Raw genomic sequence first — 23065 nt, forward strand, 5'->3', positions numbered from 1 at the left:
CATGGCCCCATTGTTGAGCAAGGCCGAATACGCGGCCATCGCTGCCAGATTGCAACCGCGCACGCAGGCGTTCATCGACGGTGAGTTCCGCGATGCGATCGGCGGCAGAACCTTCGTCACCACCAATCCGGCCACCGGCCAGCCACTGGCCGAAGTTGCCGCCTGCGACAGGCACGACGTCGACGTGGCCGTGGCGGCTGCCAAGCGCGTGTTCGAGGCCGGCTCCTGGTCCAAGCTGCAGCCCGGCGAGCGCAAGCGCTTGCTGCTCAGGTTCGCCCAACTGCTGGAGGACAATGCCCATGAGCTGGCAGTGCTGGAAAGCCTGGACAGCGGCAAACCGGTGAGCGAATGCCAGACCGTCGATGTCCCGGAAACCATTCATACCCTGCGCTGGCACGCGGAACTGATCGACAAGATCTACGACGCGACCGCGCCCACCGGTCACGACGCGGTGACCTTGGTGGTGCGCGAAGCCATCGGCGTGGTCGGCCTGGTGCTGCCCTGGAACTTTCCGCTACTGATGCTGGCTTGGAAGATCGCTCCGTCGTTGGCTGCGGGCTGCTCGATCGTGGTCAAACCGGCCAAGGAAACCACGCTCAGCGCCCTGCGTGTGGCGCAACTGGCCCATGAGGCGGGCATTGCGGCGGGGGTGTTCAACCTGGTGCCGGGCGGCGGCCGCGAAGTGGGCGAGGCCATCGGCCGGCACATGGACATTTCGATGGTCAGTTTCACCGGTTCGACCGACACCGGCCGGCTGTTCCTCAAGTACGCCTCGGAATCCAACCTCAAGCGCGTCGTCCTGGAGCTGGGCGGCAAGAACCCTGCGGTGGTCATGAACGATTGCGAGAACCTCGACGAGGTGGCCCAGTTCGTGACCGCCGGGGCTTTCTGGAACATGGGTGAGAACTGTTCGGCGTCTTCGCGGCTGATCGTTCACGAGGACGTCAAGGACGCGCTGCTGGGGCTGATCGGCAAGCATCTGCAGGACTGGAAGCTGGGTGATCCGCTCGATCCGCAGAATCGTCTGGGGGCGATGGTCAGCAAGGCGCACTTCGAGAAGGTCAAGTCGTACCTGGCGTATGCGGCTGAACAGCAGCTTGCTGTGGTTCAGGGCGGGCAAACCCAGGCTGGGGTGTTCGTGCAGCCGACCATCGTCGACAACGTGGGCCGCGACAACCGATTGTTCGTCGAAGAAATCTTCGGCCCGGTGCTGAGCGTGACCAGTTTCAAGACCCTCGACGAGGCGATCGAGATCGCCAACGACACGGTCTATGGACTGGCCGCATCCGCCTATACCGGCAGTCTGCGCAACGCGTTGCGCCTGTCGCGGGAAATCCGCGCCGGTGTGGTGACGGTGAATTGCTTCGGCGAAGGCGATGCCTCGACGCCGTTCGGCGGCTACAAGGAGTCCGGGTTTGGTGGGCGCGACAAGTCGATCTGGGCGCACGATCAGTACACCGAGCTCAAGACCATCTGGATCAACGCGTCGTGAGGAGGTGCCAAGGCGCGCGGTCCGGTGCACGGCGGCGCTGGCCGCTGCGCACCATTACTTGAACTTCGGCCCTGAGCGGGTGTTCAGGCCCTTGGCCAGGCGGTCGTAGAGCACCACGTTGACCGTCGCGGCCAGGTTCATGCAGCCGTGGGTGGGGATGTAGATGGTTTCCTCGCACCAGGCGCGCACGCTGTCGTCCAGGCTGCCGTCTTCGGGGCCGAAGATGTAGATCGCGCGGTCGGGGTGGGTGTATTCCGGCAGCGGCCGGGCGCCCTCGACCAACTCCACCGCCACCGGCGTGCAGCCCAGCGGGATGATGCGCTGCAGATCGTCGATGCCGATCAGCGGGATGTCGTAGTGCACGCGCTTGGTGTCGGTGACGAAGTCGCGGGCACGCTCGTAGCGTTTGCCGGTGTAGAACACCGAGTTGACCCCGTAGCAGCCTGCGGCGCGCATCACCGAGCCGACGTTTTCCGCGGATTTGGGGTTGAACAGGCCGATGCAGCTGTACCGTTTGTTCGCCACGAGTCGGGGCCCTTCGCAAAAAAAGAGCGCGATTATACGGGCTCGCCGACGTCGTGTGGGCGCGATTGGACGGTCAGTCCTTGTTCATCAGCGCGGCGAGGCCGGCGAAGGGGTTGTGCGTGGCCACGTTGGTCTTGGGCGTGCTCAGCGACCCTTCGCCGAAGTATTGCTGGTCGGTGTAGCGCGAGTGTTCGTTGTCGTGGCAATACAGGCACAGCAGTTCCCAGTTCGAGCCGTCCTGGGGATTGTTGTCGTGGTTGTGGTCGCGGTGGTGCACGGTGAGTTCCGACAGGCGCTTGCCGGCGAATTCACGGGCGCAGCGTCCGCAGACGTGCGGGTACATCTTCAGCGCCTTGTCGCGGTAGCCCATTTCCTTGTCGCGCTTGGCGTCGGCGAGGATGCGGTCGAGACGGGCGGTGGCGGCGGAGGTGGAGGCCGAGCTCATGGTGTTACCTTTATCGTTATCAGGGCTATGACGGTGGTTGCGCTGAGTCTAGCGCGACTGCGGTGCAGCGCACAGGCAAACGCGCGCGATTGGGCGTAGCCTGTAGGCAGGTTCCGGACGGGAGGTGATCGATGTTGCCTGTACTGCTTGCCAGTGTGTGGCTGCTCGCCGCGCCGTGCGCCGCGCTTGCCGGCCAGCCTTCGGGCGGTTTGGCCCCGGTGCCCGGTGCGCCAGGTACGCCCACGCCCACGCCCTATCCACAGATCACCCCGAGCGTGCCGCCTAAGGCCGGCGGCAGCGAGGCCGGCGGGCCGCTGTTGCCGCCCATGCCCAAGCCAGGGCCGCCGAAGGATCAGCCCCTGCCGGGCCTGTCGCCCGCGCCGCCGGTCAAAAGCGACTGACGCTAGCGCGTAACGCCCAGTTCATCGAGCACGAAGGCGTACTCCAGGGCCACGTCGCGCAAGCCCTGGTAGCGCCCGCTCATGCCGCCGTGGCCGGCGCCCATTTCGGTCTTGAGCAGCAGCAGGTTGTCGTCGGTCTTGCGGGTGCGCAGCCGGGCCACCCACTTGGCCGCCTCCCAGTACTGCACGCGGCTGTCGTTGTAGCCAGCCACCACCAGCATCGCCGGGTAGGCCTGGGCCTTGACGTTCTCGTAGGGCGCATAGGCCTGGATGCGCACGTACACCTCGGGCTCTTCGGGGTTGCCCCACTCGTCGTACTCGGTGACGGTCAACGGCAGCTCGGGGTCGAGCATGGTGTTGAGCACATCGACGAAGGGCACTTCGGCAATGGCGCAACGGAACAGCTCGGGACGCTGGTTGAGCACGGCGCCGATCAGCAGGCCGCCGGCGCTGCCGCCGCTGATCGCCAACTGCTCGGAGCGGGTCACGCCTTGGGCGATCAAGTGTTCGGCGCAGGCGATGAAGTCGTCGAAACTGTTCTGCTTGTGCGCCTGCTTGCCGGCGCGATACCAGGCTTCGCCCAGCTCACCGCCGCCGCGCACGTGGGCGATGGCGAAGGCCACGCCGCGCTCGAGCAGGCTCAGGCGAGCGTGGGAGAACCAGGGGTCCAGGCTTTCGCCGTAGGCGCCGTAGCCATACAGGTACAGTGGCACGCTGCGGCCCAGGTCCTGGCGTCGGCGCACCAGGCTGATCGGCACCTGCGTGCCGTCCGCCGCGGTGGCCCACAGGCGCTGGCTGACGTAGTCGTCGGCATCGAACGGGCCCAGCACTGGCGTTTGCTTGAGCACCTGCTGCGCGCCGTTGGCCAGGGTCAACTGGCGCGCCTGGGCGGGGCGGTTGAGGGCCTCGTAGCGCAGGCGGATAGACGCGCTGGCGAACTCCAGGCTGTCCTGCACGTACAAGCTGTAGGCCGCGTCCGGCAGTTCGACGCGGTAGGCCGGCAGACCCTGGGGATGCACCTCGATGATCGGCAGACCGCCTTCGCGCAGGCTCAGCGTCAGCGCGCTGGCATTCAGGCTAAGGCCTTCGAGCATGATCTCGTTGCGGTGCGGCACCAGCACCTGCCACTGGGCGTGGGTGGGAACCCTGTCGGCGGGCGCATGGAACAGGGCGAAGTTGATGCCATCCTGGTTGCTGCGGATGAACCAGCGCCATTGGCCGTCGAGTTGGCCGTGGTCGGGGAAGTATTCGTGGCCTTCGACCCGTGGCGCCAGGCAGGTGAAGGGCGCCTTGGGCGTCTGGGCATCGAGCACCCAGGCCTCGCTGGTGGTCTTGCTGTTGAGCAGCAGCACCAACTGACGCTCCGAGCTGCTGCGGTAGCAGTGCAGGAAAAAGCGTCCGTCCGACTCTTCGAAGACCTGCGTCGCGTCGGCCTCCCCCAAGGTGTGGCGCAGCAGGCGCCAGGGCCGGTGGGTCTCGTCCAGTTCGGCGAAGAAAAGGGTGCGGCTGTCGTTGGCCCAGGTCAGGCTGCCGTCGCAGTCGTCGAAGGGCAGGGCGGTGAGGGCGCCGGTGTCCAGATCCTTGACGTACAGCGTGTAGATTTCATCGCCACGGGTGTCCAGGCTGTAGGCCAGCAGGCGATGGTCGGGGCTGACGTTGAACGCGCCCAGGGCCAGGAAGCCGCCCTCGGCCAGGGCATTGGGGTCGAGCAGCAACTGCTCGGCGCCTTCGTCGACCTGCAGGCTGTCGTCGGCCGGACGCGGGCAACGGTAGTGACGCGGATACTCGTCGCCGGCGGTGGTGCGGGTGTAGTAGAGGAAAGGGCCCCAGGGCGAGGGCAGCGACAGGTCGGTTTCCAGGATGCGGCCCTTGATCTGCTCGAATAGCTGCTCGCGCAGTTCGGCCTGGTCGGCCAGGCACGCCTGCTGGTAGGCGTTTTCCTGCTCCAGGTAGGCCAGTACCTCGGCGTTGTCGCGTTCCTGCAACCAGGCGTAGGGATCGCGGCCGGGGGCTTGGCGGGCAATGGGGGGCTGGGGTCTGATAGGCATGAAAGGTCCCGAGATGGAAAGGGCACCTGTGCCCCTAAAAGTGTTTATCATAGGCGCCTCTTCGCCTGCCTTGCACGGACACCATGATCGAACAAGACTACACACTGGCCTGGGGCCTCTACGCCGTTGCTGCCGTGGGCTGCCTGCTGGTGGCCTTCAAGCTCACCGGCTGGATGTGGCGCTGGCTGCGCGAGCCGCTGCGGGTCTTGGTGGCCGTGCTGCTGTTCAGCCCCACCATCGTCGATCCGGTCAAGGACAGCTTCGCCCCGGCCATTGCCATCACCGCCTTGGACCTGGCGTTCAAGGTGGGCAACAACGCCTGGCGCGCGGCGTCGGACCTGGCCATGTACGGGATGATCGCCTTCGCCCTGTACCTGCTGTTCGTGCTGGTGCGCTGGCCGCTGGAAAAGCGTGCTCGCGAGCGCAAGGCGCGGGCCGAGGCCGCTGCCAGCCGGCGCGCCGCCGAAGACGAGGCGATGGACGACGATGCCCCGCAGGTCGACCCGCGCGACCGCTACCGCAGCGAGCCGCCCGCCCCGGCACCGCGCCGTCCCGCCAATGGCGGCGGTCGCGTCGAACCCCGGATCTGACACGGAGCGCTGGTCGATGTGTGAATTGCTGGGCATGAGCGCCAACGTCCCGACCGATATCGTTTTCAGCTTCACCGGCCTGATGCAGCGCGGCGGGCGCACCGGCCCGCACCGCGACGGCTGGGGCATCGCCTTCTACGAGGGGCGTGGCCTGCGCCTGTTCCAGGACCCGACCGCCAGCAGCGAATCGGAAGTGGCCAACCTGGTGCAGCGCTACCCGATCAAGAGCGAGGTGGTCATCGGCCACATCCGCCAGGCCAACGTCGGGAAGGTCTGCCTGTCCAACACTCACCCGTTCGTTCGCGAGTTGTGGGGGCGTAACTGGTGCTTCGCGCACAACGGTCAACTGGCAGGGTTCGTCGGCGAGAAGACCTTTTACCGCCCCGTGGGCGACACCGACAGCGAAGCGGCGTTCTGCGACTTGCTCAACCGCGTGCGCGAGGCCTTCCCCGAGCCGGTCGAAGCCGAGGCGCTGCTGCCGGTGCTGGTCGAGGCGTGCGCCGGTTACCGTGACAAAGGCGTGTTCAACTGCCTGCTCAGCGACGGCGACTGGCTGTTCTGCTACTGCTCCACCAAGCTGGTACACATCACCCGGCGCGCCCCGTTCGGCGCCGCGCGCCTGAAGGATGTCGACCTGATCGTCGACTTCCAGTCGCAAACCACCCCCAACGATGTGGTCACGGTGATCGCCACCGAGGCGCTCACCGAAAACGAAACCTGGCAGCGCTATACCCCTGGCCAGTGGGCCCTGTGGCGCCATGGCGAGTGCGTCGCCAACGGCTGAGGAGCGAGCATGTTCAGAAGTTACCTGCGGTTGCTGCTGTTCACCGTCGGCCTGCTGGCCGGCATCCAGGTGCCGGGGTTGGTCAAGGACTACAGCCAGCGCGTCGAAGCGCACATGCTCGAGTCGCGCGAGGCCCTGGCGGGCTTCCAGGAAACCGCCGAGCGCTTCTTCAACGGCGATCTGCAAGCGTTGCTGCGGCACTACCGCAGCAGCGACGACCCGGTGTTCAACAGCGATGCCAACAGCATCGAAAGCCTGATGACCCGTAACCAGTTGCTGGAGAGCGAGTGGCAGGCGTTGCAGGGCAACTGGGTCAGCCGTACCTGGCATGTCGTGGCGCAGGCCGATCCGCAGCTTCGCGAGGAAACGCTCAAGGGCTACAGCTACCAGATCCTGCTGGTGCCCGAGGCGATCGGCTGGGGCATCGGTTGCGGGTTCCTGCTGGCGCTGCTGGTCGAGAGCCTTTTGCTGGGCATCGGCTGGGCGATTCTCGGTGGTCGGCGGGGCGCGGTGAAGGAGAGCTGGCGCTAGGCTCTACTTGTCTGCACCAGCACGATCCTGCGCTCGCCCGCCTCCTGCGCGTAGCGCGCCAGCACCTGCCGGCACACACCCACCACTTCCTCCACCAGCTCCACGCCGGTCTGCCAGGACGCCACCAGTTCCAGGCTCGGCGGCGCCAGTAGGCCGTCGAGCAAGGCCAATTCGCCCCGTGCCAGCTCGCTGGCCACCAGCGCCGGGGGCAGTGCAGCGACGCCGAAGCCGTCACGCAGCAGTCGGGTGATCGCCGACACCGAATTCACGCAATTGAGCCGCAAGCTGTGGGCACCCGCCGCCTGCAGCAGGCTGGCGACGTCCTGATGCGGACGCGAGTTGCGTGAAAAGGTGAGGATTCGCTCGCGTGCCAGCTCGGCCAGGTCGGCGTACTCGCGATGCAGGGCCGAGCCGCTGGCGACGATCCAGCCCATGGGGTAGCGCGCCAGGTCCAGGCTGCGAATGCGTTCTTCACGCAGCAGGTCGGTCTGCAGGATCACATCGACGAAGCCCTTGTGCAGGTGCTCGCGCAGGTTCAGCGCGGTGTCGGCGACCAGTTCGATCTCCACCTGCGGATAGCGCGCGGTCAGCTCGGCCACCAGCGCGCTCATCCAGGTGTGGATCACCGTGTCCATGATGCCCAGGCGCACTCGGCCCACCCGCGTGCGCTCGGCGCCCAAGGACTGCTTCATCGCCTGGGCGGTGTCGAGCATGCGTTCGGCGTATTCCAGCACGCGGCTGCCTTCGGGCGTCAGGCTCACCCCGCGCGAGTCGCGCAGCAGCAGCTTCACGCCCAGGTCGGCCTCCAGCGCGGCGATGCGGCTGGACACCGAGGCCTGGGTGGTGAACAGCTTCTCGGCCGTCAGGCGAAAGCTCTTGAGCCGGGCGACCCAGACGAAAGTTTCGAGAAAGCGCAGGTTCATGGAGGGCTCGCAAGGCTGGGCGATCGGTTTTTCTTGTTCCAGACCGCAGGTTTTTCTCATTGGACGCCGGTTGCGCGGCGTTCCGACAATGACGCACACGCCGCAGCGCGGCTCGCCCCGAACCATACCAACAAGACGAGGCCCTGATGAACCCCTCGACACACCGCCAACGCCTGCTGCTCAACTGCGACATGGGCGAAAGTTTCGGCAACTGGCGCACCGGCCTGGACGCCGAGGTGATGCCCTTCGTCGACTGCGCCAACATCGCCTGCGGCTACCATGCCGGCGATCCCGGCACCATGCGCCGCACCGTCGCCCTGGCGCTGGAGCATGGCGTCAGCATCGGCGCTCACCCGGCGTACCCCGACCTCAACGGCTTCGGTCGCCGCTCCATGGCCTGCAGCAGCGAGGAGATCCGTGACCTGCTGCATTATCAGATCGGCGCGCTGGACGGTATCTGCAAGGTGCTCGGCGGGCGCGTGGCCTACGTCAAGCCCCATGGCGCGCTGTACAACGACATGATGGCCGACCCCCGTCAGTTGCGGACCGTGCTCGAAGCGGTGGCGGCGTACGAGGCCGGTCTGCCGCTGATGCTGATGGCCACCGCCGACGACAGCGCCGCGCAGGCCTTGGGCGAGGAGGTCGGCGTGCCGCTGTGGTTCGAGGCCTTCGCCGACCGCGCCTACACCGCCAGCGGTCACCTGGTGTCGCGACGCCTGCCCGGCGCCGTGCATCACGATCCGGCACTGGTCGTGGAGCAGGCCGTCCGCCTGGCGCGCGGTGAGGCGCTGGTGGCCGATGACGGCAGCGCGCTGCGGCTCAACGCCGCCACCCTGTGCGTGCATGGTGACAACGAAAGCTCGGTGGCGGCCGTCCGGCAGATCCGCGAGGCCTTGGATGCGTTGCAGGCATGAGGGCGCCGCGATGAACCCGCGTATCGAAGTGGTGGCCATCGACAGCCTGATGGTGCGGCTGTTCGACGCCATCGACGAGGCCAACATGCCGTGGATCCTCGCCGCCAGCCAGCGCCTGCGCGCGGCGTTCGGCGCGCACCTGATCGACCTGGTGCCGTCCTACACCACGCTGATGCTGCAGTCCGATCTGGCCCCGGCCTCGGCGCGGGCGCGCATCGATCAGGCGCTGGCGGGACTTGCGCCCGACGCAGGCAGCAGCGGACGCCGCCATGAGATCCCGGTGTGGTACCACCCCAGCGTCGGTCCCGAGCTGCCCCTGCTGGCCGCACGCAGTGGCCTGAGCGAGCAGGAGGTCGTGCAACTGCACAGCGAGCGCGAATACCCGGTGTTCGCCCTGGGCTTCGCGCCGGGTTTCGGCTTCATGGGCATGGTGGACGAGCGCCTGGCCACGCCGCGCCTGAGTACGCCACGCAAGCGCGTGGCCGCTGGCAGCGTGGGGATCGCGGAGCGGCAGACGGCGGCCTATCCGGCGGTGTCGCCGGGCGGCTGGAACCTGCTCGGGCGCACCCCGGTGCGCCTGTTCGACCGTGACCGTGACGGCTACAGCCTGTTGCAGCCGGGTGACCGGGTGCGTTTCGTGGCCGTGTCGCACGCCGAGTTCATCGCCCTGGGCGGCGACGATCGCCCGCAGGAGGCCTACGCATGAAGCAGTTGACGATCGAGGCCAGCACCGCCCTGTGCCAGTTGCAGGATGGCGGGCGCCTGGGTGTGCGGCATTTGGGCGTGACCCAGGGTGGCGCGCTGGACTGGGTGGCGATGTACTGGGCCAACTGGCTGCTGGGCAATGCCCTGGACGCCCCGGTGCTGGAGGTGGCGCTGGGCGGTTTCACGGTGCTGGCCGAGCAGGACTGCGTGGTGGCCCTGGCCGGCGCCGACCTGGACGCGTGCGTCGATGACCAGCCAGTTGCCCCTTGGCGCAGCCTGGCCTTGGGTAAAGGCCAGCGCCTGACCCTCAGGCAGCCCCGTCAGGGCGTGCGCGCCTACGTGGCTGCGCCCGGCGGTTTTCACGGGGCGGCGGTGCTGGGCAGTTGCGCCACCGTGGCACGTGAGCAACTCGGCGGCCTGGACGGCTGCGGCGGGCCATTGGCCAAAGGGCAGACGTTGCGCTTCGGCGAGGGCACGCCAGCGGTGCGTGAGGTGCCTGCCGCCCTGCGCCCGACCGCTTCGGCCAAGCCCCAACTGGACTTGGTGATGGGCGCGCAGATCGGCGCGTTCAGCGGCCTCAGCCTGTTCGAGGCGTTCAACCGCGACTGGACCCTGGACAGCCGAGCGGACCGCATGGGCAGCCGTCTGCTGGGGCCGCCCTTGGTGTACCAAGGACCGCCGATGATTTCCGAAGGCATTCCCCTGGGCGCCGTGCAGGTGCCGCCGGATGGGCAGCCGATCGTGCTGCTCAACGACCGCCAGACCATCGGCGGCTATCCGCGACTCGGGGCCCTCACGCCCCTGGCGCTGGCGCAGTTGGCGCAGTGCATGCCGGGGGCGGTGGTGCGCTTCAGGGCGGTGGTGCAGGACACTGCATGGCGCGAGCAGCAGGCGTACCTGCAACGTTGGCGTTAAGGCCCATCGCGGATGAATGGTCGCGCTACTTCGACAGGTAGCGCATCGCCTCTTCCAGGCCCTGCAAGGTCAGCGGGTACATGCGGTCTTCCATCAGTTCACGTACCAGGTGCGTGGACGCGGTGTAGTCCCAGGTCTGCCGGGGATACGGGTTGATCCACACGATCTTGCGGAATTTCTCCCTGAAGCGCTGCATCCACACATAACCCGCTTCTTCGTTCCAGTGCTCGACACTGCCGCCCGGCTGGGTAATTTCATACGGCGCCATGGCGGCGTCGCCGACGAACACCACCTTGTAGTCGTCGCCGTACTTGTGCAGCAGGTCGAACGTGGCGAAGCGTTCGGCGTTGCGGCGCAGGTTGTTCTTCCACACCGTCTCGTAGACGAAGTTGTGGAAGTAGTAGTACTCCAGGTGCTTGAACTCGGTCTTGCAGGCCGAGAACAGCTCCTCGCAGACCTTGACGTGGGCGTCCATCGAGCCGCCGATGTCGAACAGCAACAGCAGCTTGACGGTGTTGCGTCGCTGCGGGCGCATCTGGATGTTCAGCAGCCCGGCATCGCGGGCGGTATGGTCGATGGTGCCGTCGATGTCGAGTTCCTCGGCAGCGCCTTCACGGGCGAACTTGCGCAAGCGGCGCAGGGCCATCTTGATGGTGCGTGTGCCCAGTTCGACCTGGTCGTCGAGGTTCTTGTACTCACGCTGATCCCACACCTTGACCGCCTTGCCCTGGCGCTGCCCGGCATCGCCCACGCGAATGCCCTCGGGGTTGAAACCGCCCGAGCCGAACGGGCTGGTGCCGCCGGTGCCGATCCATTTGTTGCCGCCGGCGTGACGTTCCTTCTGCTCTTGCAGGCGCTGCTTGAAGGCTTCGATCAGCTTGTCCAGCCCGCCCAGGGACTGGATCTGCGCACGCTCTTCGGCGCTGAGCGAACGCTCGAACTCCTTGCGCAGCCAGTCTTCAGGGATCAGCGCCTCGAGGTGATGGTCGAGGCGTTCCAGACCGTTGAAATAGGCGGAAAAGGCGCGGTCGAACTTGTCGAAATGCCGTTCGTCCTTGACCAGAATCGTCCTGGCCAAGTAGTAGAACGCGTCCATGTCGGCGAAGACCACCCGCTGCTGCAGGGCGTCGAGCAGGTCGAGCAGTTCGCGCAGCGACACCGGCACCTTGGCTGCGCGCAGTTCGTTGAACAGGTTGAGCAGCATGGCCAGGCCCTCAGCGGTTGCCGCGACGGCTCATGAAGGCCAGGCGTTCGAGCAGTTGCACGTCCTGCTCGTTCTTCACCAGCGCGCCGGCCAGCGGTGGAATGGCTTTGGTCGGATCGCGCTCGCGCAGCACCGCTTCGCCGATGTCGTCGGCCATCAGCAGCTTGAGCCAGTCGACCAGCTCGGACGTGGAAGGCTTTTTCTTCAGGCCCGGCACCTTGCGCACGTCGAAGAACACATCCAGCGCTTCGCTGACCAGCGAGGCCTTGATGTTCGGGTAATGCACATCGACGATGCGCTGCAGGGTGTCGCGGTCGGGGAAGGCGATGTAGTGGAAGAAGCAGCGGCGCAGGAACGCGTCGGGCAGTTCCTTCTCGTTGTTGGAGGTGATGATGATGATCGGGCGCTGGGCGGCCTTGATGGTTTCGTCGGTCTCGTAGACGTAGAACTCCATGCGATCGAGTTCCTGCAACAGGTCGTTGGGGAATTCGATGTCGGCCTTGTCGATTTCGTCGATCAGCAGGATGACCCGCTCCTGGGCCTCGAAGGCTTCCCAGAGCTTGCCTTTCTTCAGGTAGTTGCGCACGTCGTGGACCTTGTCCACGCCCAACTGCGAGTCGCGCAGACGGCTGACGGCATCGTACTCGTACAGGCCCTGCTGGGCCTTGGTGGTGGATTTGATGTGCCAGGTGATCAGGCGCGCGCCCAGGGCCTCGGCCAGTTGTTCGGCGAGCAGGGTCTTGCCGGTGCCGGGCTCGCCCTTGACCAGCAGCGGGCGTTCGAGGGTGATGGCCGCATTGACCGCCAGCTTCAGGTCGTCGGTGGCGACGTAGTTGCGGGTGCCTTCGAATTTCATGAAACCGTTCCTTTATGAGGTGTCAGGGGTGGCCTTGGGGGAGCGGGTTCATCCGCGAAGGCTGCACCGCTGACGACGCGTGTCTGTGATGTGCCCGCGACTATAACCCGCACCTCGGCGAGCGAAAATGCAGACCCGATATTCACTGGCTGAATGCCCCGTCAGGCAGTGCTCAATTCGAGGTCGGCGCGGGCTGTTCGTAGCGGGCATTGAAGGCTTGGACGAAGCCATTGCGCAGGATCTGCAGGAATGCCTCGAAGGCGCTGATGTCCTGCTGGTGAACGCTGCCGCTGAGCTCGACGCGGGTGGCGAACTGATTCTTCGGCTGGTTCTTGAGCACGGTTTCACTGGCCCCGACCAGCGCTTCCCAGATCGAGCGGAACACGCCCTTGTTCTTGTTCTCCACGTCCTGCTGCCAGTCGAACACGTCCACGTTGCGCAACAGCGGCTTGATGTAGCCCTTGAGCCGGCCGTTTTCGGCCTGGGCTTCGATCACCACATCGCCATTACCGGCATTGAAATCGAATTTGCCGTAGGCGCTGGCGAAGTCGTTGAGGCGGCGCAGTTCGATACCCGTGGCACGCAGGCGGAACTCGAAGTCGTCGAAGTCGCTGAACGGATCGAAGGTGGCGCGGCTTTCCACCTTGGCGTCGCCAGCGATCAAGGCTGTGGCCTGGAAGCTGGCATCGCGCCGGCCAGCCTCGTCGCGCACGTTGGTCAGGTTGCGGATGCTGGCCTGCAGTCGAGTGGCCTTGAGATTGACCGGGGGCTTGGAATTGAAGTTGCGGAAGGTCAGGATGCCGTCGTCGATGCGCACCTCGTTCAGGGTGATCGGCAACAGCTTTTCCAATTGCGCGCGCCAGTCGGTGCCCTGACCGGTCTGGGAGTTCTGCTTGCTGCCGCCGTCGACGAAGTTCAGTTCCGGGTGCACGAAGGCCACTTCGGCCACTACCGCCTGGTCGTACCACAGTGCATGCCAGCTCACCGACAGGTCGATCAGCGGTGCATCGAGCAGCGGCACCGGCACCTTGCCGCTGGTCTTGACGATCTTCAACCCGTTGATCTGGTAGGCCCCGCGCCACCAGGCCAAGTCCACGTCGCTGACCTGGCCGCGGTAGTCGCCCATGTCGGCCAGCTTGTCGTTGAGGTAGTCGCGCACCAGGTAGGGCAGGGCCAGGTGCAGGGCCACCAACAGCACGACCAGGCCAGCCAGGCCGAGCAGCGGCCAGCGATAGCGAGCTTTCATCCCAGGGTCTCCAGGTCAGGTTGTGCGGTTGACCGCCCGTTGCCCGGCTTGGTTCGACCGGGCTTTACGCCGTGCTGGGGGCCGGCTTACCCTTGAGGTTTTCCGCCTGTTTCCCACGATTCAAGGACTGCAGCCATGAGCCGTATCTACGCCGACAACGCCCATTCCATCGGCAACACGCCGCTGGTGCAGATCAATCGCATCGCCCCGCGTGGGGTGACCATCCTGGCCAAGATCGAAGGACGCAACCCAGGCTATTCGGTCAAGTGCCGCATCGGCGCCAACATGGTCTGGGACGCCGAAGGCAGCGGCAAGCTCAAGCCGGGCATGACCTTGGTCGAACCGACCTCGGGCAACACTGGCATCGGCCTGGCCTTCGTCGCGGCTGCACGTGGCTACAAGCTGATCCTGACCATGCCGGCGTCCATGAGCCTGGAGCGGCGCAAGGTGCTCAAGGCGCTGGGCGCCGAGCTGGTGCTGACCGATCCGGCCAAGGGCATGAAGGGCGCGATCGAGAAGGCCGACGAGATCGTCGCCTCCGACCCTGCGCGTTACTTCCTGCCAGGCCAGTTCGAGAACCCAGCCAACCCGGCCATCCACGAGAAGACCACCGGCCCGGAAATCTGGAACGACACAGACGGCGCGGTCGATGTGCTGGTGGCGGGCGTGGGCACCGGCGGCACCATTACCGGCGTATCACGCTACCTCAAGCACACCCAGGGCAAATCGATCCTGTCGGTGGCGGTGGAGCCGGCGGCCTCGCCGCTGATCACCCAGGCCCTGGCCGGTGAGGAGCTCAAGCCAAGCCCGCACAAGATCCAGGGCATCGGTGCCGGTTTCATCCCGAAGAACCTGGACCTGTCGATCGTCGACCAGGTGGAGTTGGTCACCGACGAAGAAGCCAAGGCCATGGCCATTCGTTTGATGCAGGAAGAGGGCATCCTCTGCGGCATCTCCTGCGGCGCCGCCATGGCCGCTGCCGTCCGCCTGGCAGAAAAGCCGGAAATGCAAGGCAAGACGCTGGTGGTGATCCTCCCTGACTCCGGCGAGCGCTACCTGTCGAGCATGCTCTTCAGCGACCTGTTCACCGACCAGGAACTCCAGCCCTGAGCGCAGACGCTCAGCGCTAAGCGCCAACAAGCTGCAAGCTGCAAGCTGCACCGTGGAACCCCACCGATCAGCTTGCCGCTTGAAGCTTGCCACTTGCCGCTCGAAAAAAGGCTTGATCGGGATCAGGTTGCAGCTGTCTGGGATGGGTTTATCATGTCCGGCTATTCGGGGACGGCCTGATTCCCCCAAAGGAGTGTTGCATGACCTTTTCCTTCCTCGCCAAGGCGGGTGTCCTGCTGGTGTTCTTCGGCAGTGTGCTGTTCGTGCACCTGCGGGGCAAGGCGCGCTTGCCGGTGCTGCGCCAGTTCGTCAATCATTCGGCGCTGTTCGCGCCCTATAACAGCCTGATGTACCTGTTCTCCGGGGTGCCGTCCAAGCCGTACCTGGACCGTCAGCGCTTTCCCGAGCTGGATGTACTGAAGAACAACTGGCAGGAAATTCGCGAAGAGGCCATGCGCCTGTTCGACGAGGGCTACATTCGCGCTGCGGAAAAGGACAACGATGCCGGCTTCGGTTCGTTCTTCAAGAAGGGCTGGAAGCGTTTCTACCTGAAGTGGTACGACAAGGCCCTGCCTTCGGCCGAGGCGCTGTGCCCACGCACCGTGGAACTGGTCAACAGCATTCCCAACGTCAAGGGTGCGATGTTCGCCCTGCTGCCCGGCGGTAGCCACCTCAATCCGCACCGCGATCCGTTCGCCGGCTCCCTGCGCTATCATCTGGGGCTGTCCACGCCGAACTCCGACGACTGCCGCATCTACGTCGACGGCCAGGTCTACGCCTGGCGTGACGGCGAGGACGTGATGTTCGACGAAACCTACGTGCACTGGGTGAAGAATGAAACCGACGTGACCCGGGTGATCCTGTTCTGCGACGTCGAGCGTCCGCTGAACAGCCCGCTGATGACCCGCATCAACCGCAAGGTCAGCGCGTTCCTCGGCCGCGCCACCGCGCCGCAGAACACCGACGACGAGCGCGTGGGTGGCATCAACCAGGCCTACGCCTGGAGCAAGCGCTTCAGCAACCGCATCAGTACCCATGTGAAACAGTTCAAGCGGGCCAACCCCAAGGCCTACCGTGTGCTGCGACCGGTGCTGGCCGTATTGGTGGCCTACCTGTTGTATCGCTGGTTGTTCTGATCTGCCTGTCCCGGCGTTGTCGACGACGCCGGGGCCTTCCCTCAGCGGCGCGCCGGTCGCAGCACCAGCCACAAGGCCGCGCCGATCATCACCCCGCCATACAGGTGCGCCAGCGACAGCGGCTCGCCCAACAGCCACGCCCCCCAGAGCACGCCGAATACCGGAATCAGAAAGGTCACCGTGGTGGCCTTGACCGGCCCGATCTCGTCCAGCAGGCGGAAGTACAGGATGTAGGCGAACGCCGTGCACACCAGCCCCAGTCCCAGCAACGAGCCCCACACCGACCAGCCGCCCCAACTGGGCGGCGGCTGGGTCAAGGCGCTCCAGGCGAACAGCGGGGCCAGCAGCAAGGTGGCACCGAGCATGCTGCCCAGGGCCGATAGCCGACTGTCCAGCCCGCTGATCCAGCGCCGTGCGAGAAAGCCGGCGAAGCCATAGCAGGTGGTCGCGGCCAGGCACGCCAGGGCGCCTTGCAGCAGCGCCAGGTCCAGCGCGACCGGGCCGGCACCGCTGAGGATGGCCACGCCGAACAGCCCCAGGAAAATCCCGCACAGCTTGGGCAGGGTCATGGCCTCATGGAAGAACAGCGCGCCGATCAGCACGCCCATCAGCGGCGTGGTGGCGTTGAAGATCGCCGAGTAGCCGGCGGGCAGCACTTGCGCGGCCACCGAATAGAAGGTCGCCGGAATGCCCGAGTTGATCATGCCCAGTACCAGACAGGCGCCGAGCTTGCCCTGAAAGTCCCAGCGCACGCGCCCGGCGGCGAGGATGGCGATCAGCCCGAGGCAGGCGATGGACACGCGGAAAAAGGCGGTGGGCAGCGCACCCAGCTCTGGCGCGATGATGCGCATGAACAGGAAACTCGCGCCCCAGAAGGCGGCGAGGATCAGCAGGCGGGCGAGGGCGATGGGGCTCACGGACATCTCCGGTGGACGGGACAGGGGCGCGAGTGTACGTGAGCGGGGAGGGGCTTTCCTGTCGTTTCTTGCGATGTGAACCGGTCAGCCCTTGAGGCACTTCAACTGGCTGAAGTCCTGGCGCACCTTGCCCAGCCGCTCGATCAGCAACTGGCGCTGCGCCGCGCTGCTCTGCTGCAGCAAGTCGACCAACAGGCTGCGGGCCTGGCGCTCGGTGTTGTCGAAGGCAGCGCGGTAGGCCGGCGACCACAGGCTCTGCTTGTCTTGTAGCAACTGCGCCAGGCGCGGCTCGAAGGCCGGGGTTTGGCGCTGGTCCATGGCCAGCAGCAACTGCTGCTGCCAGGCCTGGCGGTTGGCGATCCACTCGCGGTTCTGATCGCCCAGCGCCTGGGACCAGCTCATCACCCGCTGACGCTGGACGGCGCTGAGCTCGCCCAGCCAGGGCTTGAGGCGCTTGTGCATACGCGTGGCGCGCTCTTCTATCTGCCTGGGCAGCGGGGTGTCGACGTACTCTTTCTGGCGCTCGGCGATGTCGTCGCTGAACGCCTTGCGCATCTCGGCCACCTGGGCATCGCTCATGTCGCGCAACAGCTCGGCGGCCGACGGGGTGATCGCCTCGGCCACCCGCCCGATGGCCAGGCGCGCCTCGGCGGTGCGCTGTTGCAAGGCCTGGTCGGTGACCGCCTGGTCGGCGACCATCTGCCGGACCTTGTCGAGCCAGTCGAGATAGCCCGGCAACTGCGTTTTGCAGTGCCAGGCCAGGTGATCCTTGAGCCGTTCGTCGAGCAGCGCCTTCTGCTGGCGGTTCATGTCCAGGTAGTCGCCCAGCGACCAGGGCACCAGGCGGTCGAGGTTGCGGTAGGCGAGGTCGATACGCGTGCAGGCCCCCAGCGTCAGGGCCAGGCCGACGATGAGCACCAGGGTGCGGATGAGCTGGGCAGGCATGCGCGAATCCTTGCAGGTAGCGGACCAGGGAGTAGACGCGGCGGTACGCTCGGCGGTTCCAGCGGATCGGCAGCCTGGGCGCATCGGGTGTAGAATAGCCGCCTTGTCTGGAGGAACATCGGAAATGGCTCTGCTTGGGCGTTACAACAGTTTGCAAATCGTGAAACACGTGGAGTTCGGTCTCTACCTGGACGGCGGCGCCGACGGCGAGATCCTCCTGCCCAGGCGCTACTTCCCCAAAGACGCTGAGCTGGAGCTGGACGACTGGCTCAACGTGTTCATCTACCTGGACAGCGAAGATCAGCTGATCGCCACCACCGAAAAGCCCAAGATCCAGGTCGGTGGCTTCGCCAGTCTCAAGGTCAAGGACATCAACGGCGCCGGTATCTTCCTCGACTGGGGGCTGTCCAAGGACCTGCTGATGCCCTACTCCGAAGAAGTGCAGCCGCTGAAGATCGGCGACTACTGCGTGGTCCACGCCTACCTCGACAAGCGCACCCGGCGCATCACCGCCACCGCGCGCCTGGACCGCTACCTCGATCGTACCCCGGCCGACTATTCGCCGGGTCAGCCGGTGGAACTGCTGGTGGCTGGCGAGACGCCGATGGGCTTCAAGGCCATCATCAACAGTCGTCACTGGGGCCTGATTCACAAGAACGAGGTGTTCAAGTTCCTGCGTTCGGGGATGCACGAACAGGGCTTCATCAAGGAAGTGCGCCCCGACGGCAAGATCGCCCTGAGCCTGCAACCGGTGGGCGCGGCGCTGGCCGACGACCTGCAGGCGCAGATCCTCAAGCGCCTGGAGGAGGCCGGTGGGGTGTTGCCGGTGTGCGACAAGAGCGCGCCGGACGTCATCGCCAAGCTGTTCAACGTCAGCAAGGGCAACTTCAAGAAAGCGATCGGTGGCTTGTTCAGGCAAGGGCTGATCGTCATCCATGACGATCGCATCGAGCGCGCCTGATCAGCCCTGCACGAAGGGGCTGAAGTCCAACTGCTCACCGCCCGGGCGGGTGTCGCGCAGCAGCGAGTCGCGGTCGGCGCTGAGTGCCAGGCTGATGGTCGAGCGGCGCTTGCCGGGGTTGCGGATTTCCATCTGTTCCTGATGCGCGCGCAGGAAGTTCACCGGCACCTTCAAGTGTTGCAGCGTGTCGGTATCGGGGGTGTGCAGCAGCAGGTTGACCCAGTCGGGCTGGCCTTTGCGCAGCAAGCCCACCGGCACCTCGAACCACCACAGGTTGCGTTTCTTGTCGAGGATGGCGAACAGGGTGTTGTCGCGGTCGAGCACCGGCCGGGCCAGCGCTTCGTTGCGCCGGGCAATGGCGGTGGGTTTGTCGAGTTTCATGCAGGTTCCTGCGGGTTGACGCCTGAAAGGCCTGACATTGTGCAAGGCGGCGCGGGGCGCGGCAAGGTCTGCAGGGTTCACGGCAGCCACGGCGCACCGGCCGTCGCTGCCGTGGCCCGGCTCATCGCCGTAATGGCGGGCTCAACTCCGAGGTCGCGCCATCGGCGGTCGTCACCGTGGCGGTGAAACTGTGCAGTTCGTCGATGTCGCTCAACATCATCTCGAAGCGTGCGTGGCCCTGAGCATCACTGTTGGCCAGCACCTCGCCCAGAAAATGTTCGGCCTCCTGGCCATCGGCCGTGGAGTTGCCGAACACTTCGATACGCAGCCGGCTCGAGGCCGGTCCCTGCACCTCTCCTCTGAGCAACGCGCCGTCCAACGCCAACAGTCGTGGCGCGGGTTGATTATGGTTGGGCAGCGGCTGGCACGGCTGGGGCTGGCCGTTGGCGTCGCAGATGATCGCCTGGTCCTGCTTCGCCAATTCCGCTCCGACGCCGCGCGAGCCGACGTACAGCGCATGTGCCTGGGCCGGCACGCCGAAGACGATGGCCCCGGTACGCTGGTTCGGCACGCACGAGCCGCCCGCCTGGCAGCGACGAATGTCCAGGCCGTTGCCCCAGATGCGGTTGGCGGTCAGGCGCGTGGCAGTCACTTGTGGCTCTGGACGCAGGGCCACACCGATGCGGTTGCCGTGGATCAGGTTGCCGTCGAGCACGTTGTCTTCGCCCGTGACGCTGACGCCGATGGAGTTGCCGGTGAAGGTGTTGGCGCCCAGGTAGTTGCGCTTGCCCCAGTTGATCTGCAGACCGTCGGAGTAGTGCTCGAAGCGGTTGCGCACCACGGTGTTGTCGTTGCCCAGCAGGATTTCGATGCCTTGGGACGGCTCGGGATTGGCGTCGGTGGAGCGGAACAGGTTGTCGGCCACTAGGTTGAAGGCCGCGCCACGGGTCAGTTCCAGACCGTCGCCGTTGTCGATCAGTTGATTGCGCAACACCTTGTTATTGATCGTGGTGGTGGCGGTCGGATTACCGGCGCCGTCGTCGCCGGTGAGCATGATGCCGGCACCGCCCTTGTTGGCAACGATGCGGTTGTCCTCGATGACGTTGCCGCTGGCGCGGTTGACCAGGATGCCGATGCAGAAATTGCGCACCTCCAAACCGCTCACGTGCACGCCCTGGGTGTCGCGCAGCACCAGCCCGGGGTAGCGGGTCGTGCGCACGTTGGTGCCGAACTGGCCGGGCAGGGCGCCGGGGCAGGTCCGCACGCCCTGGTCGCGGATGTAGCCGGAGCCGTCAATGGCGATGTATTGACCGTCACGCGCCCAGGACAGCCCGGTGATGCGCAGCGGCCCCTTGATCTCCGGCAGCGCCCGGTTGGGGCGGATGACATAAGGCGGCTCGCCCACGGGCACGATGTCGATGCGATAACGGCCAGGGGCTGAATTGCTGGTTTCCAGCGCCCAGCGCAGGGTGCCGGGCTGGCCATCGTCGCTGTAACGATCGACGCGCAGGATTTCAGGGGTGGTCGGGTCTGCCGCCAGGGCAGGCAGGGGCAGCAGCGGCAGGGCGGCTGCGAGCAAGGTGATCAGACGCATGGGCAGGTAGGTCCGCAAACTGTTGTTGTTATGAGCGGCCGATTCTAGAGGCGCGGGTCAGGCTCTTGCAGTGAGCGAAGGTCGATTCGGTGCGGTATTCGCCCGCTGTTTGCCGCCGGGTTCGGCGAGGTGAAAAAGTTTGAAACTCCCCGACAAGCCCAGCGGTCAACCTTTTGTCGGCACGGTTCACGTGTCTCTATCAGGAGATTCACCATGAGCGGCACTAAAGACAAAGCGAAGGGCCTGGCGAACGAAGCCATCGGCAACGTCAAGCAAGGTGTTGGCAAGGTCACCGACAGCGACAAGCTGAAGGCCGAAGGTAAAGCCCAGGAACTGAAGGGTGAAGCTCAGCAGAAAGTCGGCAAGGTCAAGGACAAGCTCGACAAGTAACTGCCTGTAACGCTCAAGGCCGCCAAGTGGATGAGCGACTACGCTCTTTCACGCGGCGGCCTTTTACTGTGGGTTGTCGCAACCTGAGTAGGTTTTTTCCTGAAACAGGCAGGGAGCAGTACACCAGCCGCGTGGTCTATTAGACTTGACCGCCTTGTGACAACCACGACGATCGAGCGGCGAAAGGAGACGCTATGATTTTTCCCGCCTTGCAGGGGCTGCCTCTGCACCGCGTGATGGTGCGCACCGTCCAGGAGTTCCTTGACGACGAGATGTCCACCTACGCCTCGGCACTGGCCTACCAGATGCTGTTTTCGCTGTTCCCCTTCATCCTGTTCCTGATCGCCCTGATCGGTTTCCTGCACCTTCCCGACTTCTTCTCCTGGCTGCGCCTGCAAACCGAACTGGTATTACCGCCCCAGGCGCTGGAACAGGTCAATCCGGTGATCGACCAATTGCAGCAGTCCAAGGGTGGGCTGGTGTCGGTGGGTATCGTCATCGCCCTGTGGACCGCCTCTGCCGGCGTGCGCCTGATGATGAGCGCAATGAACGCCGCTTATGACGTGCCCGAAGGCCGTCCGGTGTGGAAGCGCATTCCCCTGTCGATCTTCTACACCATCGGTATCGCCGGCATGCTGCTGATGGCGGCGGCACTGATGGTACTTGGCCCGCAGGTGATGGAGTGGATCGCCGCCCAGGTCGGCTTGCAAGAGGTGATCGTCACCGTTTGGACGGTGCTCCGTTGGCCGGTCATCATCCTGCTGATGATGGTCGCGGTGGCGTTGATGTATTACGTCATGCCGGATGTGAAGCAGAAATTCCGCTTCATCACGCCGGGGTCTGTGCTGGCGGTGGTCGTGTGGATCCTGGCGTCACTGGGCTTTGCCTATTACGTGAAAACCTTCGCCGACTACAACGCCATGTACGGCAGCATCGGGGCGATCATCGTACTGCTGCTGTATTTCTACATTTCCTCTGCAGTGCTGCTGCTGGGTGCCGAGATGAATGCGGTGATCGAGCACATGTCGGCCGAGGGCAAGGATCCCGGGGAGAAGGACTTCGACGGCGAGAAACCCAAGGAGACCATCACCGTGCTTGGTCACGAGCAGCCGGTATCGGCCGAGTCGCACCCGCGTCAGCCTGATGCCTGAAGCGCGATTCAGCCTGGCGTGAACCCCGCCCGCACCAGCGCCACCAGTGACTTGCTGCGCTGGTAGCGGGCCAAGCGAGAAGCCAGTTCGGCGGGCAGGGTATGGGTTGAGTCGAACCCCAGCCGAGCATAGAAGGTCTGCAGGTCGGGGTGGCAGAACAGCCAGGTCGGGCCTGGACGTGCTGCCAGTGACGCCTCGATCAACCCCGCCGCGATGCCTTTCCTGCGCCACGATTCGGCGACGAACAATCCCGTCAACCATTGACCCCCGGCAACCGGCGTCAGGCTCAGCGCGCCGATCAGGCCGTCAGCCCGTGCTACCCATGACTCACCGTCTCCGCTGGCGCGCATGCGCGAGCCCTGCAGGCGATAGAAATGCTCGAGCAAGCGGCGCTGTGAGTGGCATAGCCGATGATAGTCAGGCGGAGTCATGGGCGGCTTTGTCGCAGATTGTTGCATTTGGAGCAAGGGTGAAACTCCGACTGCCGGGTTCACGTACGGCGCGGCAGGCGTAGAATTCCAGCTATCCCTTTCGCACTGTCCGAAGCGGGATTCGTGCTTCGTGTCACCGCTTCGGTGACAACTTCTCCACGCCAGTGACGGCACAAGAAGTCGATCTAGCCGATTGTCTTCAAGGTCTTGAATCATGAAACCATTACTGATCCTCGCATTGGTCGGGATGTCTTCGTTCGCCCTGGCGGATGAGGTCAAGACGGCCCAGGCCCAACCCCCGGTGCAATACGACTACTCGACCAACCTCGATATCAAGCGGGTCATCCATCTGTCGACCCTGCCCAATGTCTGCGAGGTGGTACCCGCGACCATGACTTACGAAGATCACCAGGGGCAGGTGCACACCCTTCAATACCGCGCCATGGGCGAGGGTTGCCAGCAGGGCTAGG

The 23065-nt window shown here is 65.2% G+C and carries 26 protein-coding genes; 14 read left to right on the forward strand and 12 right to left on the reverse strand.

Annotation, left to right across the window (positions count from 1 at the left end; genetic code table 11):
• The first annotated feature begins 1 nt into the window (after position 1).
• Entirely contained in the window at positions 2-1492 is a 1491-nt protein-coding gene (locus tag Q6A47_RS14715; RefSeq protein WP_304484646.1) for an aldehyde dehydrogenase, read from the forward strand.
• 54 nt (positions 1493-1546) lie between these two features.
• Here the strand turns inward: Q6A47_RS14715 and Q6A47_RS14720 are convergent, their stop codons facing one another.
• A complete protein-coding gene (locus Q6A47_RS14720) occupies positions 1547-2017 on the reverse strand; it encodes an RNA methyltransferase (protein ID WP_029613706.1) in 471 nt (156 codons plus the stop codon).
• 73 nt (positions 2018-2090) lie between these two features.
• On the reverse strand, positions 2091-2462 hold the full coding sequence (locus Q6A47_RS14725; RefSeq protein ID WP_029613705.1) for a YajD family HNH nuclease: 372 nt from the start codon (positions 2460-2462) through the stop codon (positions 2091-2093).
• A 131-nt stretch (positions 2463-2593) separates the two neighbouring features.
• Between Q6A47_RS14725 and Q6A47_RS14730 the strand changes: the two genes are divergently transcribed.
• Positions 2594-2863: a hypothetical protein gene (locus tag Q6A47_RS14730; protein ID WP_039576100.1), complete on the forward strand. Its 270-nt coding sequence runs from the start codon at positions 2594-2596 to the stop codon at positions 2861-2863.
• A 2-nt stretch (positions 2864-2865) separates the two neighbouring features.
• Here Q6A47_RS14730 and Q6A47_RS14735 read toward each other — a convergent pair whose 3' ends face one another.
• Complete coding sequence (locus Q6A47_RS14735) at positions 2866-4911, reverse strand: S9 family peptidase (RefSeq protein ID WP_304484647.1); 2046 nt, start codon at positions 4909-4911, stop codon at positions 2866-2868.
• Positions 4912-4994: 83 nt separating this feature from the next.
• Here Q6A47_RS14735 and Q6A47_RS14740 point away from each other — a divergent pair, with 83 nt between their 5' ends.
• The 3 genes from Q6A47_RS14740 to Q6A47_RS14750 are packed head-to-tail and all read left to right on the forward strand — an operon-like array spanning position 4995 to position 6816.
• Positions 4995-5501, forward strand: a complete 507-nt coding sequence (locus Q6A47_RS14740; protein ID WP_304484648.1) for an MFS transporter — start codon at positions 4995-4997, stop codon at positions 5499-5501.
• 16 nt (positions 5502-5517) lie between these two features.
• Positions 5518-6285, forward strand: a complete 768-nt coding sequence (locus tag Q6A47_RS14745) for a class II glutamine amidotransferase (RefSeq protein ID WP_029613703.1) — start codon at positions 5518-5520, stop codon at positions 6283-6285.
• Positions 6286-6294: 9 nt separating this feature from the next.
• Complete coding sequence (locus Q6A47_RS14750; protein WP_304484649.1) at positions 6295-6816, forward strand: DUF2937 family protein; 522 nt, start codon at positions 6295-6297, stop codon at positions 6814-6816.
• Here the strand turns inward: Q6A47_RS14750 and Q6A47_RS14755 are convergent.
• Positions 6813-7739: a LysR family transcriptional regulator gene (locus tag Q6A47_RS14755; RefSeq protein WP_304484650.1), complete on the reverse strand. Its 927-nt coding sequence runs from the start codon at positions 7737-7739 to the stop codon at positions 6813-6815. The genes Q6A47_RS14750 and Q6A47_RS14755 overlap by 4 nt on opposite strands.
• A 146-nt stretch (positions 7740-7885) precedes the next feature.
• Between Q6A47_RS14755 and Q6A47_RS14760 the strand changes: the two genes are divergently transcribed.
• The 3 genes from Q6A47_RS14760 to Q6A47_RS14770 are packed head-to-tail and all read left to right on the forward strand — an operon-like array spanning position 7886 to position 10273.
• The gene (locus Q6A47_RS14760; RefSeq protein ID WP_039576108.1) at positions 7886-8653 is read left to right on the forward strand and encodes a 5-oxoprolinase subunit PxpA; all 768 of its coding nucleotides are present in this window, start codon (positions 7886-7888) and stop codon (positions 8651-8653) included.
• 10 nt (positions 8654-8663) lie between these two features.
• On the forward strand, positions 8664-9359 hold the full coding sequence (gene pxpB, locus Q6A47_RS14765) for a 5-oxoprolinase subunit PxpB (RefSeq protein ID WP_304484651.1): 696 nt from the start codon (positions 8664-8666) through the stop codon (positions 9357-9359).
• Positions 9356-10273, forward strand: coding sequence for a 5-oxoprolinase subunit C family protein (locus Q6A47_RS14770; protein ID WP_304484652.1), 918 nt, complete (start codon positions 9356-9358; stop codon positions 10271-10273). Before pxpB ends, Q6A47_RS14770 begins: the two co-directional genes overlap by 4 nt.
• A 25-nt stretch (positions 10274-10298) precedes the next feature.
• Here the strand turns inward: Q6A47_RS14770 and Q6A47_RS14775 are convergent, their stop codons facing one another.
• From Q6A47_RS14775 to Q6A47_RS14785, 3 genes are all read right to left on the reverse strand, one after another.
• On the reverse strand, positions 10299-11477 hold the full coding sequence (locus Q6A47_RS14775) for a vWA domain-containing protein (RefSeq protein ID WP_116887753.1): 1179 nt from the start codon (positions 11475-11477) through the stop codon (positions 10299-10301).
• Positions 11478-11487: 10 nt separating this feature from the next.
• A complete protein-coding gene (locus Q6A47_RS14780; protein WP_029613698.1) occupies positions 11488-12333 on the reverse strand; it encodes an AAA family ATPase in 846 nt (281 codons plus the stop codon).
• A gap of 172 nt (positions 12334-12505) precedes the next feature.
• Positions 12506-13579 carry a DUF748 domain-containing protein gene (locus Q6A47_RS14785; RefSeq protein WP_304484653.1) on the reverse strand — a complete coding sequence of 358 codons (1074 nt, stop codon included), beginning with the start codon at positions 13577-13579 and terminating at the stop codon, positions 12506-12508.
• 135 nt (positions 13580-13714) lie between these two features.
• Between Q6A47_RS14785 and cysK the strand changes: the two genes are divergently transcribed.
• Positions 13715-14689 (forward strand): cysteine synthase A, encoded by a 975-nt coding sequence (gene cysK / locus Q6A47_RS14790; RefSeq protein ID WP_039576116.1) that lies wholly within the window; start codon positions 13715-13717, stop codon positions 14687-14689.
• Positions 14690-14889: 200 nt separating this feature from the next.
• A complete protein-coding gene (locus Q6A47_RS14795) occupies positions 14890-15825 on the forward strand; it encodes an aspartyl/asparaginyl beta-hydroxylase domain-containing protein (protein ID WP_029613695.1) in 936 nt (311 codons plus the stop codon).
• 41 nt (positions 15826-15866) lie between these two features.
• On the opposite strand, the gene Q6A47_RS14800 is transcribed toward Q6A47_RS14795, so the two are convergent.
• Positions 15867-16742 carry a DMT family transporter gene (locus tag Q6A47_RS14800; protein ID WP_304484654.1) on the reverse strand — a complete coding sequence of 292 codons (876 nt, stop codon included), beginning with the start codon at positions 16740-16742 and terminating at the stop codon, positions 15867-15869.
• Positions 16743-16826: 84 nt separating this feature from the next.
• On the reverse strand, positions 16827-17687 hold the full coding sequence (locus tag Q6A47_RS14805) for a DUF6279 family lipoprotein (protein ID WP_039576120.1): 861 nt from the start codon (positions 17685-17687) through the stop codon (positions 16827-16829).
• A gap of 124 nt (positions 17688-17811) precedes the next feature.
• Here Q6A47_RS14805 and Q6A47_RS14810 point away from each other — a divergent pair, with 124 nt between their 5' ends.
• Positions 17812-18648, forward strand: coding sequence for a CvfB family protein (locus Q6A47_RS14810; RefSeq protein WP_304484655.1), 837 nt, complete (start codon positions 17812-17814; stop codon positions 18646-18648).
• Here Q6A47_RS14810 and Q6A47_RS14815 read toward each other — a convergent pair whose 3' ends face one another.
• Together Q6A47_RS14815 and Q6A47_RS14820 are read right to left on the reverse strand one after the other, a co-directional pair.
• Positions 18649-19029, reverse strand: a complete 381-nt coding sequence (locus tag Q6A47_RS14815) for a hypothetical protein (RefSeq protein ID WP_037028026.1) — start codon at positions 19027-19029, stop codon at positions 18649-18651. It abuts the gene before it with no gap.
• 121 nt (positions 19030-19150) lie between these two features.
• The gene (locus Q6A47_RS14820) at positions 19151-20623 is read right to left on the reverse strand and encodes a right-handed parallel beta-helix repeat-containing protein (protein ID WP_304484656.1); all 1473 of its coding nucleotides are present in this window, start codon (positions 20621-20623) and stop codon (positions 19151-19153) included.
• Positions 20624-20836: 213 nt separating this feature from the next.
• On the opposite strand from Q6A47_RS14820, the gene Q6A47_RS14825 reads away from it, so the two are divergent.
• A complete protein-coding gene (locus Q6A47_RS14825) occupies positions 20837-21013 on the forward strand; it encodes a CsbD family protein (RefSeq protein ID WP_080754705.1) in 177 nt (58 codons plus the stop codon).
• Positions 21014-21207: 194 nt separating this feature from the next.
• The gene (locus tag Q6A47_RS14830) at positions 21208-22164 is read left to right on the forward strand and encodes a YihY/virulence factor BrkB family protein (RefSeq protein WP_029613693.1); all 957 of its coding nucleotides are present in this window, start codon (positions 21208-21210) and stop codon (positions 22162-22164) included.
• A gap of 8 nt (positions 22165-22172) precedes the next feature.
• Here Q6A47_RS14830 and Q6A47_RS14835 read toward each other — a convergent pair whose 3' ends face one another.
• Positions 22173-22595, reverse strand: a complete 423-nt coding sequence (locus Q6A47_RS14835; protein ID WP_304484657.1) for a GNAT family N-acetyltransferase — start codon at positions 22593-22595, stop codon at positions 22173-22175.
• A 214-nt stretch (positions 22596-22809) separates the two neighbouring features.
• Between Q6A47_RS14835 and Q6A47_RS14840 the strand changes: the two genes are divergently transcribed.
• Complete coding sequence (locus tag Q6A47_RS14840; protein WP_029613691.1) at positions 22810-23064, forward strand: DUF2790 domain-containing protein; 255 nt, start codon at positions 22810-22812, stop codon at positions 23062-23064.
• Position 23065 lies beyond the last annotated feature (1 nt).

The sequence above is a fragment of the Pseudomonas boreofloridensis genome, assembly GCF_030580795.1.
Classification (GTDB): Bacteria; Pseudomonadota; Gammaproteobacteria; order Pseudomonadales; family Pseudomonadaceae; genus Aquipseudomonas; species Aquipseudomonas boreofloridensis.

Coding starts and splice junctions, on each gene's coding strand:
- Q6A47_RS14715 (WP_304484646.1), top strand. CDS start 2: ATGGCCCCATTGTTGAGCAAGGCCGAATACGCGGCCATCGCTGCCAGA.
- Q6A47_RS14725 (WP_029613705.1), bottom strand. CDS start 2,462: ATGAGCTCGGCCTCCACCTCCGCCGCCACCGCCCGTCTCGACCGCATC.
- Q6A47_RS14730 (WP_039576100.1), top strand. CDS start 2,594: ATGTTGCCTGTACTGCTTGCCAGTGTGTGGCTGCTCGCCGCGCCGTGC.
- Q6A47_RS14735 (WP_304484647.1), bottom strand. CDS start 4,911: ATGCCTATCAGACCCCAGCCCCCCATTGCCCGCCAAGCCCCCGGCCGC.
- Q6A47_RS14740 (WP_304484648.1), top strand. CDS start 4,995: ATGATCGAACAAGACTACACACTGGCCTGGGGCCTCTACGCCGTTGCT.
- Q6A47_RS14745 (WP_029613703.1), top strand. CDS start 5,518: ATGTGTGAATTGCTGGGCATGAGCGCCAACGTCCCGACCGATATCGTT.
- Q6A47_RS14750 (WP_304484649.1), top strand. CDS start 6,295: ATGTTCAGAAGTTACCTGCGGTTGCTGCTGTTCACCGTCGGCCTGCTG.
- Q6A47_RS14755 (WP_304484650.1), bottom strand. CDS start 7,739: ATGAACCTGCGCTTTCTCGAAACTTTCGTCTGGGTCGCCCGGCTCAAG.
- Q6A47_RS14760 (WP_039576108.1), top strand. CDS start 7,886: ATGAACCCCTCGACACACCGCCAACGCCTGCTGCTCAACTGCGACATG.
- pxpB (WP_304484651.1), top strand. CDS start 8,664: ATGAACCCGCGTATCGAAGTGGTGGCCATCGACAGCCTGATGGTGCGG.
- Q6A47_RS14770 (WP_304484652.1), top strand. CDS start 9,356: ATGAAGCAGTTGACGATCGAGGCCAGCACCGCCCTGTGCCAGTTGCAG.
- Q6A47_RS14775 (WP_116887753.1), bottom strand. CDS start 11,477: ATGCTGCTCAACCTGTTCAACGAACTGCGCGCAGCCAAGGTGCCGGTG.
- Q6A47_RS14780 (WP_029613698.1), bottom strand. CDS start 12,333: ATGAAATTCGAAGGCACCCGCAACTACGTCGCCACCGACGACCTGAAG.
- Q6A47_RS14785 (WP_304484653.1), bottom strand. CDS start 13,579: ATGAAAGCTCGCTATCGCTGGCCGCTGCTCGGCCTGGCTGGCCTGGTC.
- cysK (WP_039576116.1), top strand. CDS start 13,715: ATGAGCCGTATCTACGCCGACAACGCCCATTCCATCGGCAACACGCCG.
- Q6A47_RS14795 (WP_029613695.1), top strand. CDS start 14,890: ATGACCTTTTCCTTCCTCGCCAAGGCGGGTGTCCTGCTGGTGTTCTTC.
- Q6A47_RS14805 (WP_039576120.1), bottom strand. CDS start 17,687: ATGCCTGCCCAGCTCATCCGCACCCTGGTGCTCATCGTCGGCCTGGCC.
- Q6A47_RS14810 (WP_304484655.1), top strand. CDS start 17,812: ATGGCTCTGCTTGGGCGTTACAACAGTTTGCAAATCGTGAAACACGTG.
- Q6A47_RS14815 (WP_037028026.1), bottom strand. CDS start 19,029: ATGAAACTCGACAAACCCACCGCCATTGCCCGGCGCAACGAAGCGCTG.
- Q6A47_RS14820 (WP_304484656.1), bottom strand. CDS start 20,623: ATGCGTCTGATCACCTTGCTCGCAGCCGCCCTGCCGCTGCTGCCCCTG.
- Q6A47_RS14825 (WP_080754705.1), top strand. CDS start 20,837: ATGAGCGGCACTAAAGACAAAGCGAAGGGCCTGGCGAACGAAGCCATC.
- Q6A47_RS14830 (WP_029613693.1), top strand. CDS start 21,208: ATGATTTTTCCCGCCTTGCAGGGGCTGCCTCTGCACCGCGTGATGGTG.
- Q6A47_RS14835 (WP_304484657.1), bottom strand. CDS start 22,595: ATGACTCCGCCTGACTATCATCGGCTATGCCACTCACAGCGCCGCTTG.
- Q6A47_RS14840 (WP_029613691.1), top strand. CDS start 22,810: ATGAAACCATTACTGATCCTCGCATTGGTCGGGATGTCTTCGTTCGCC.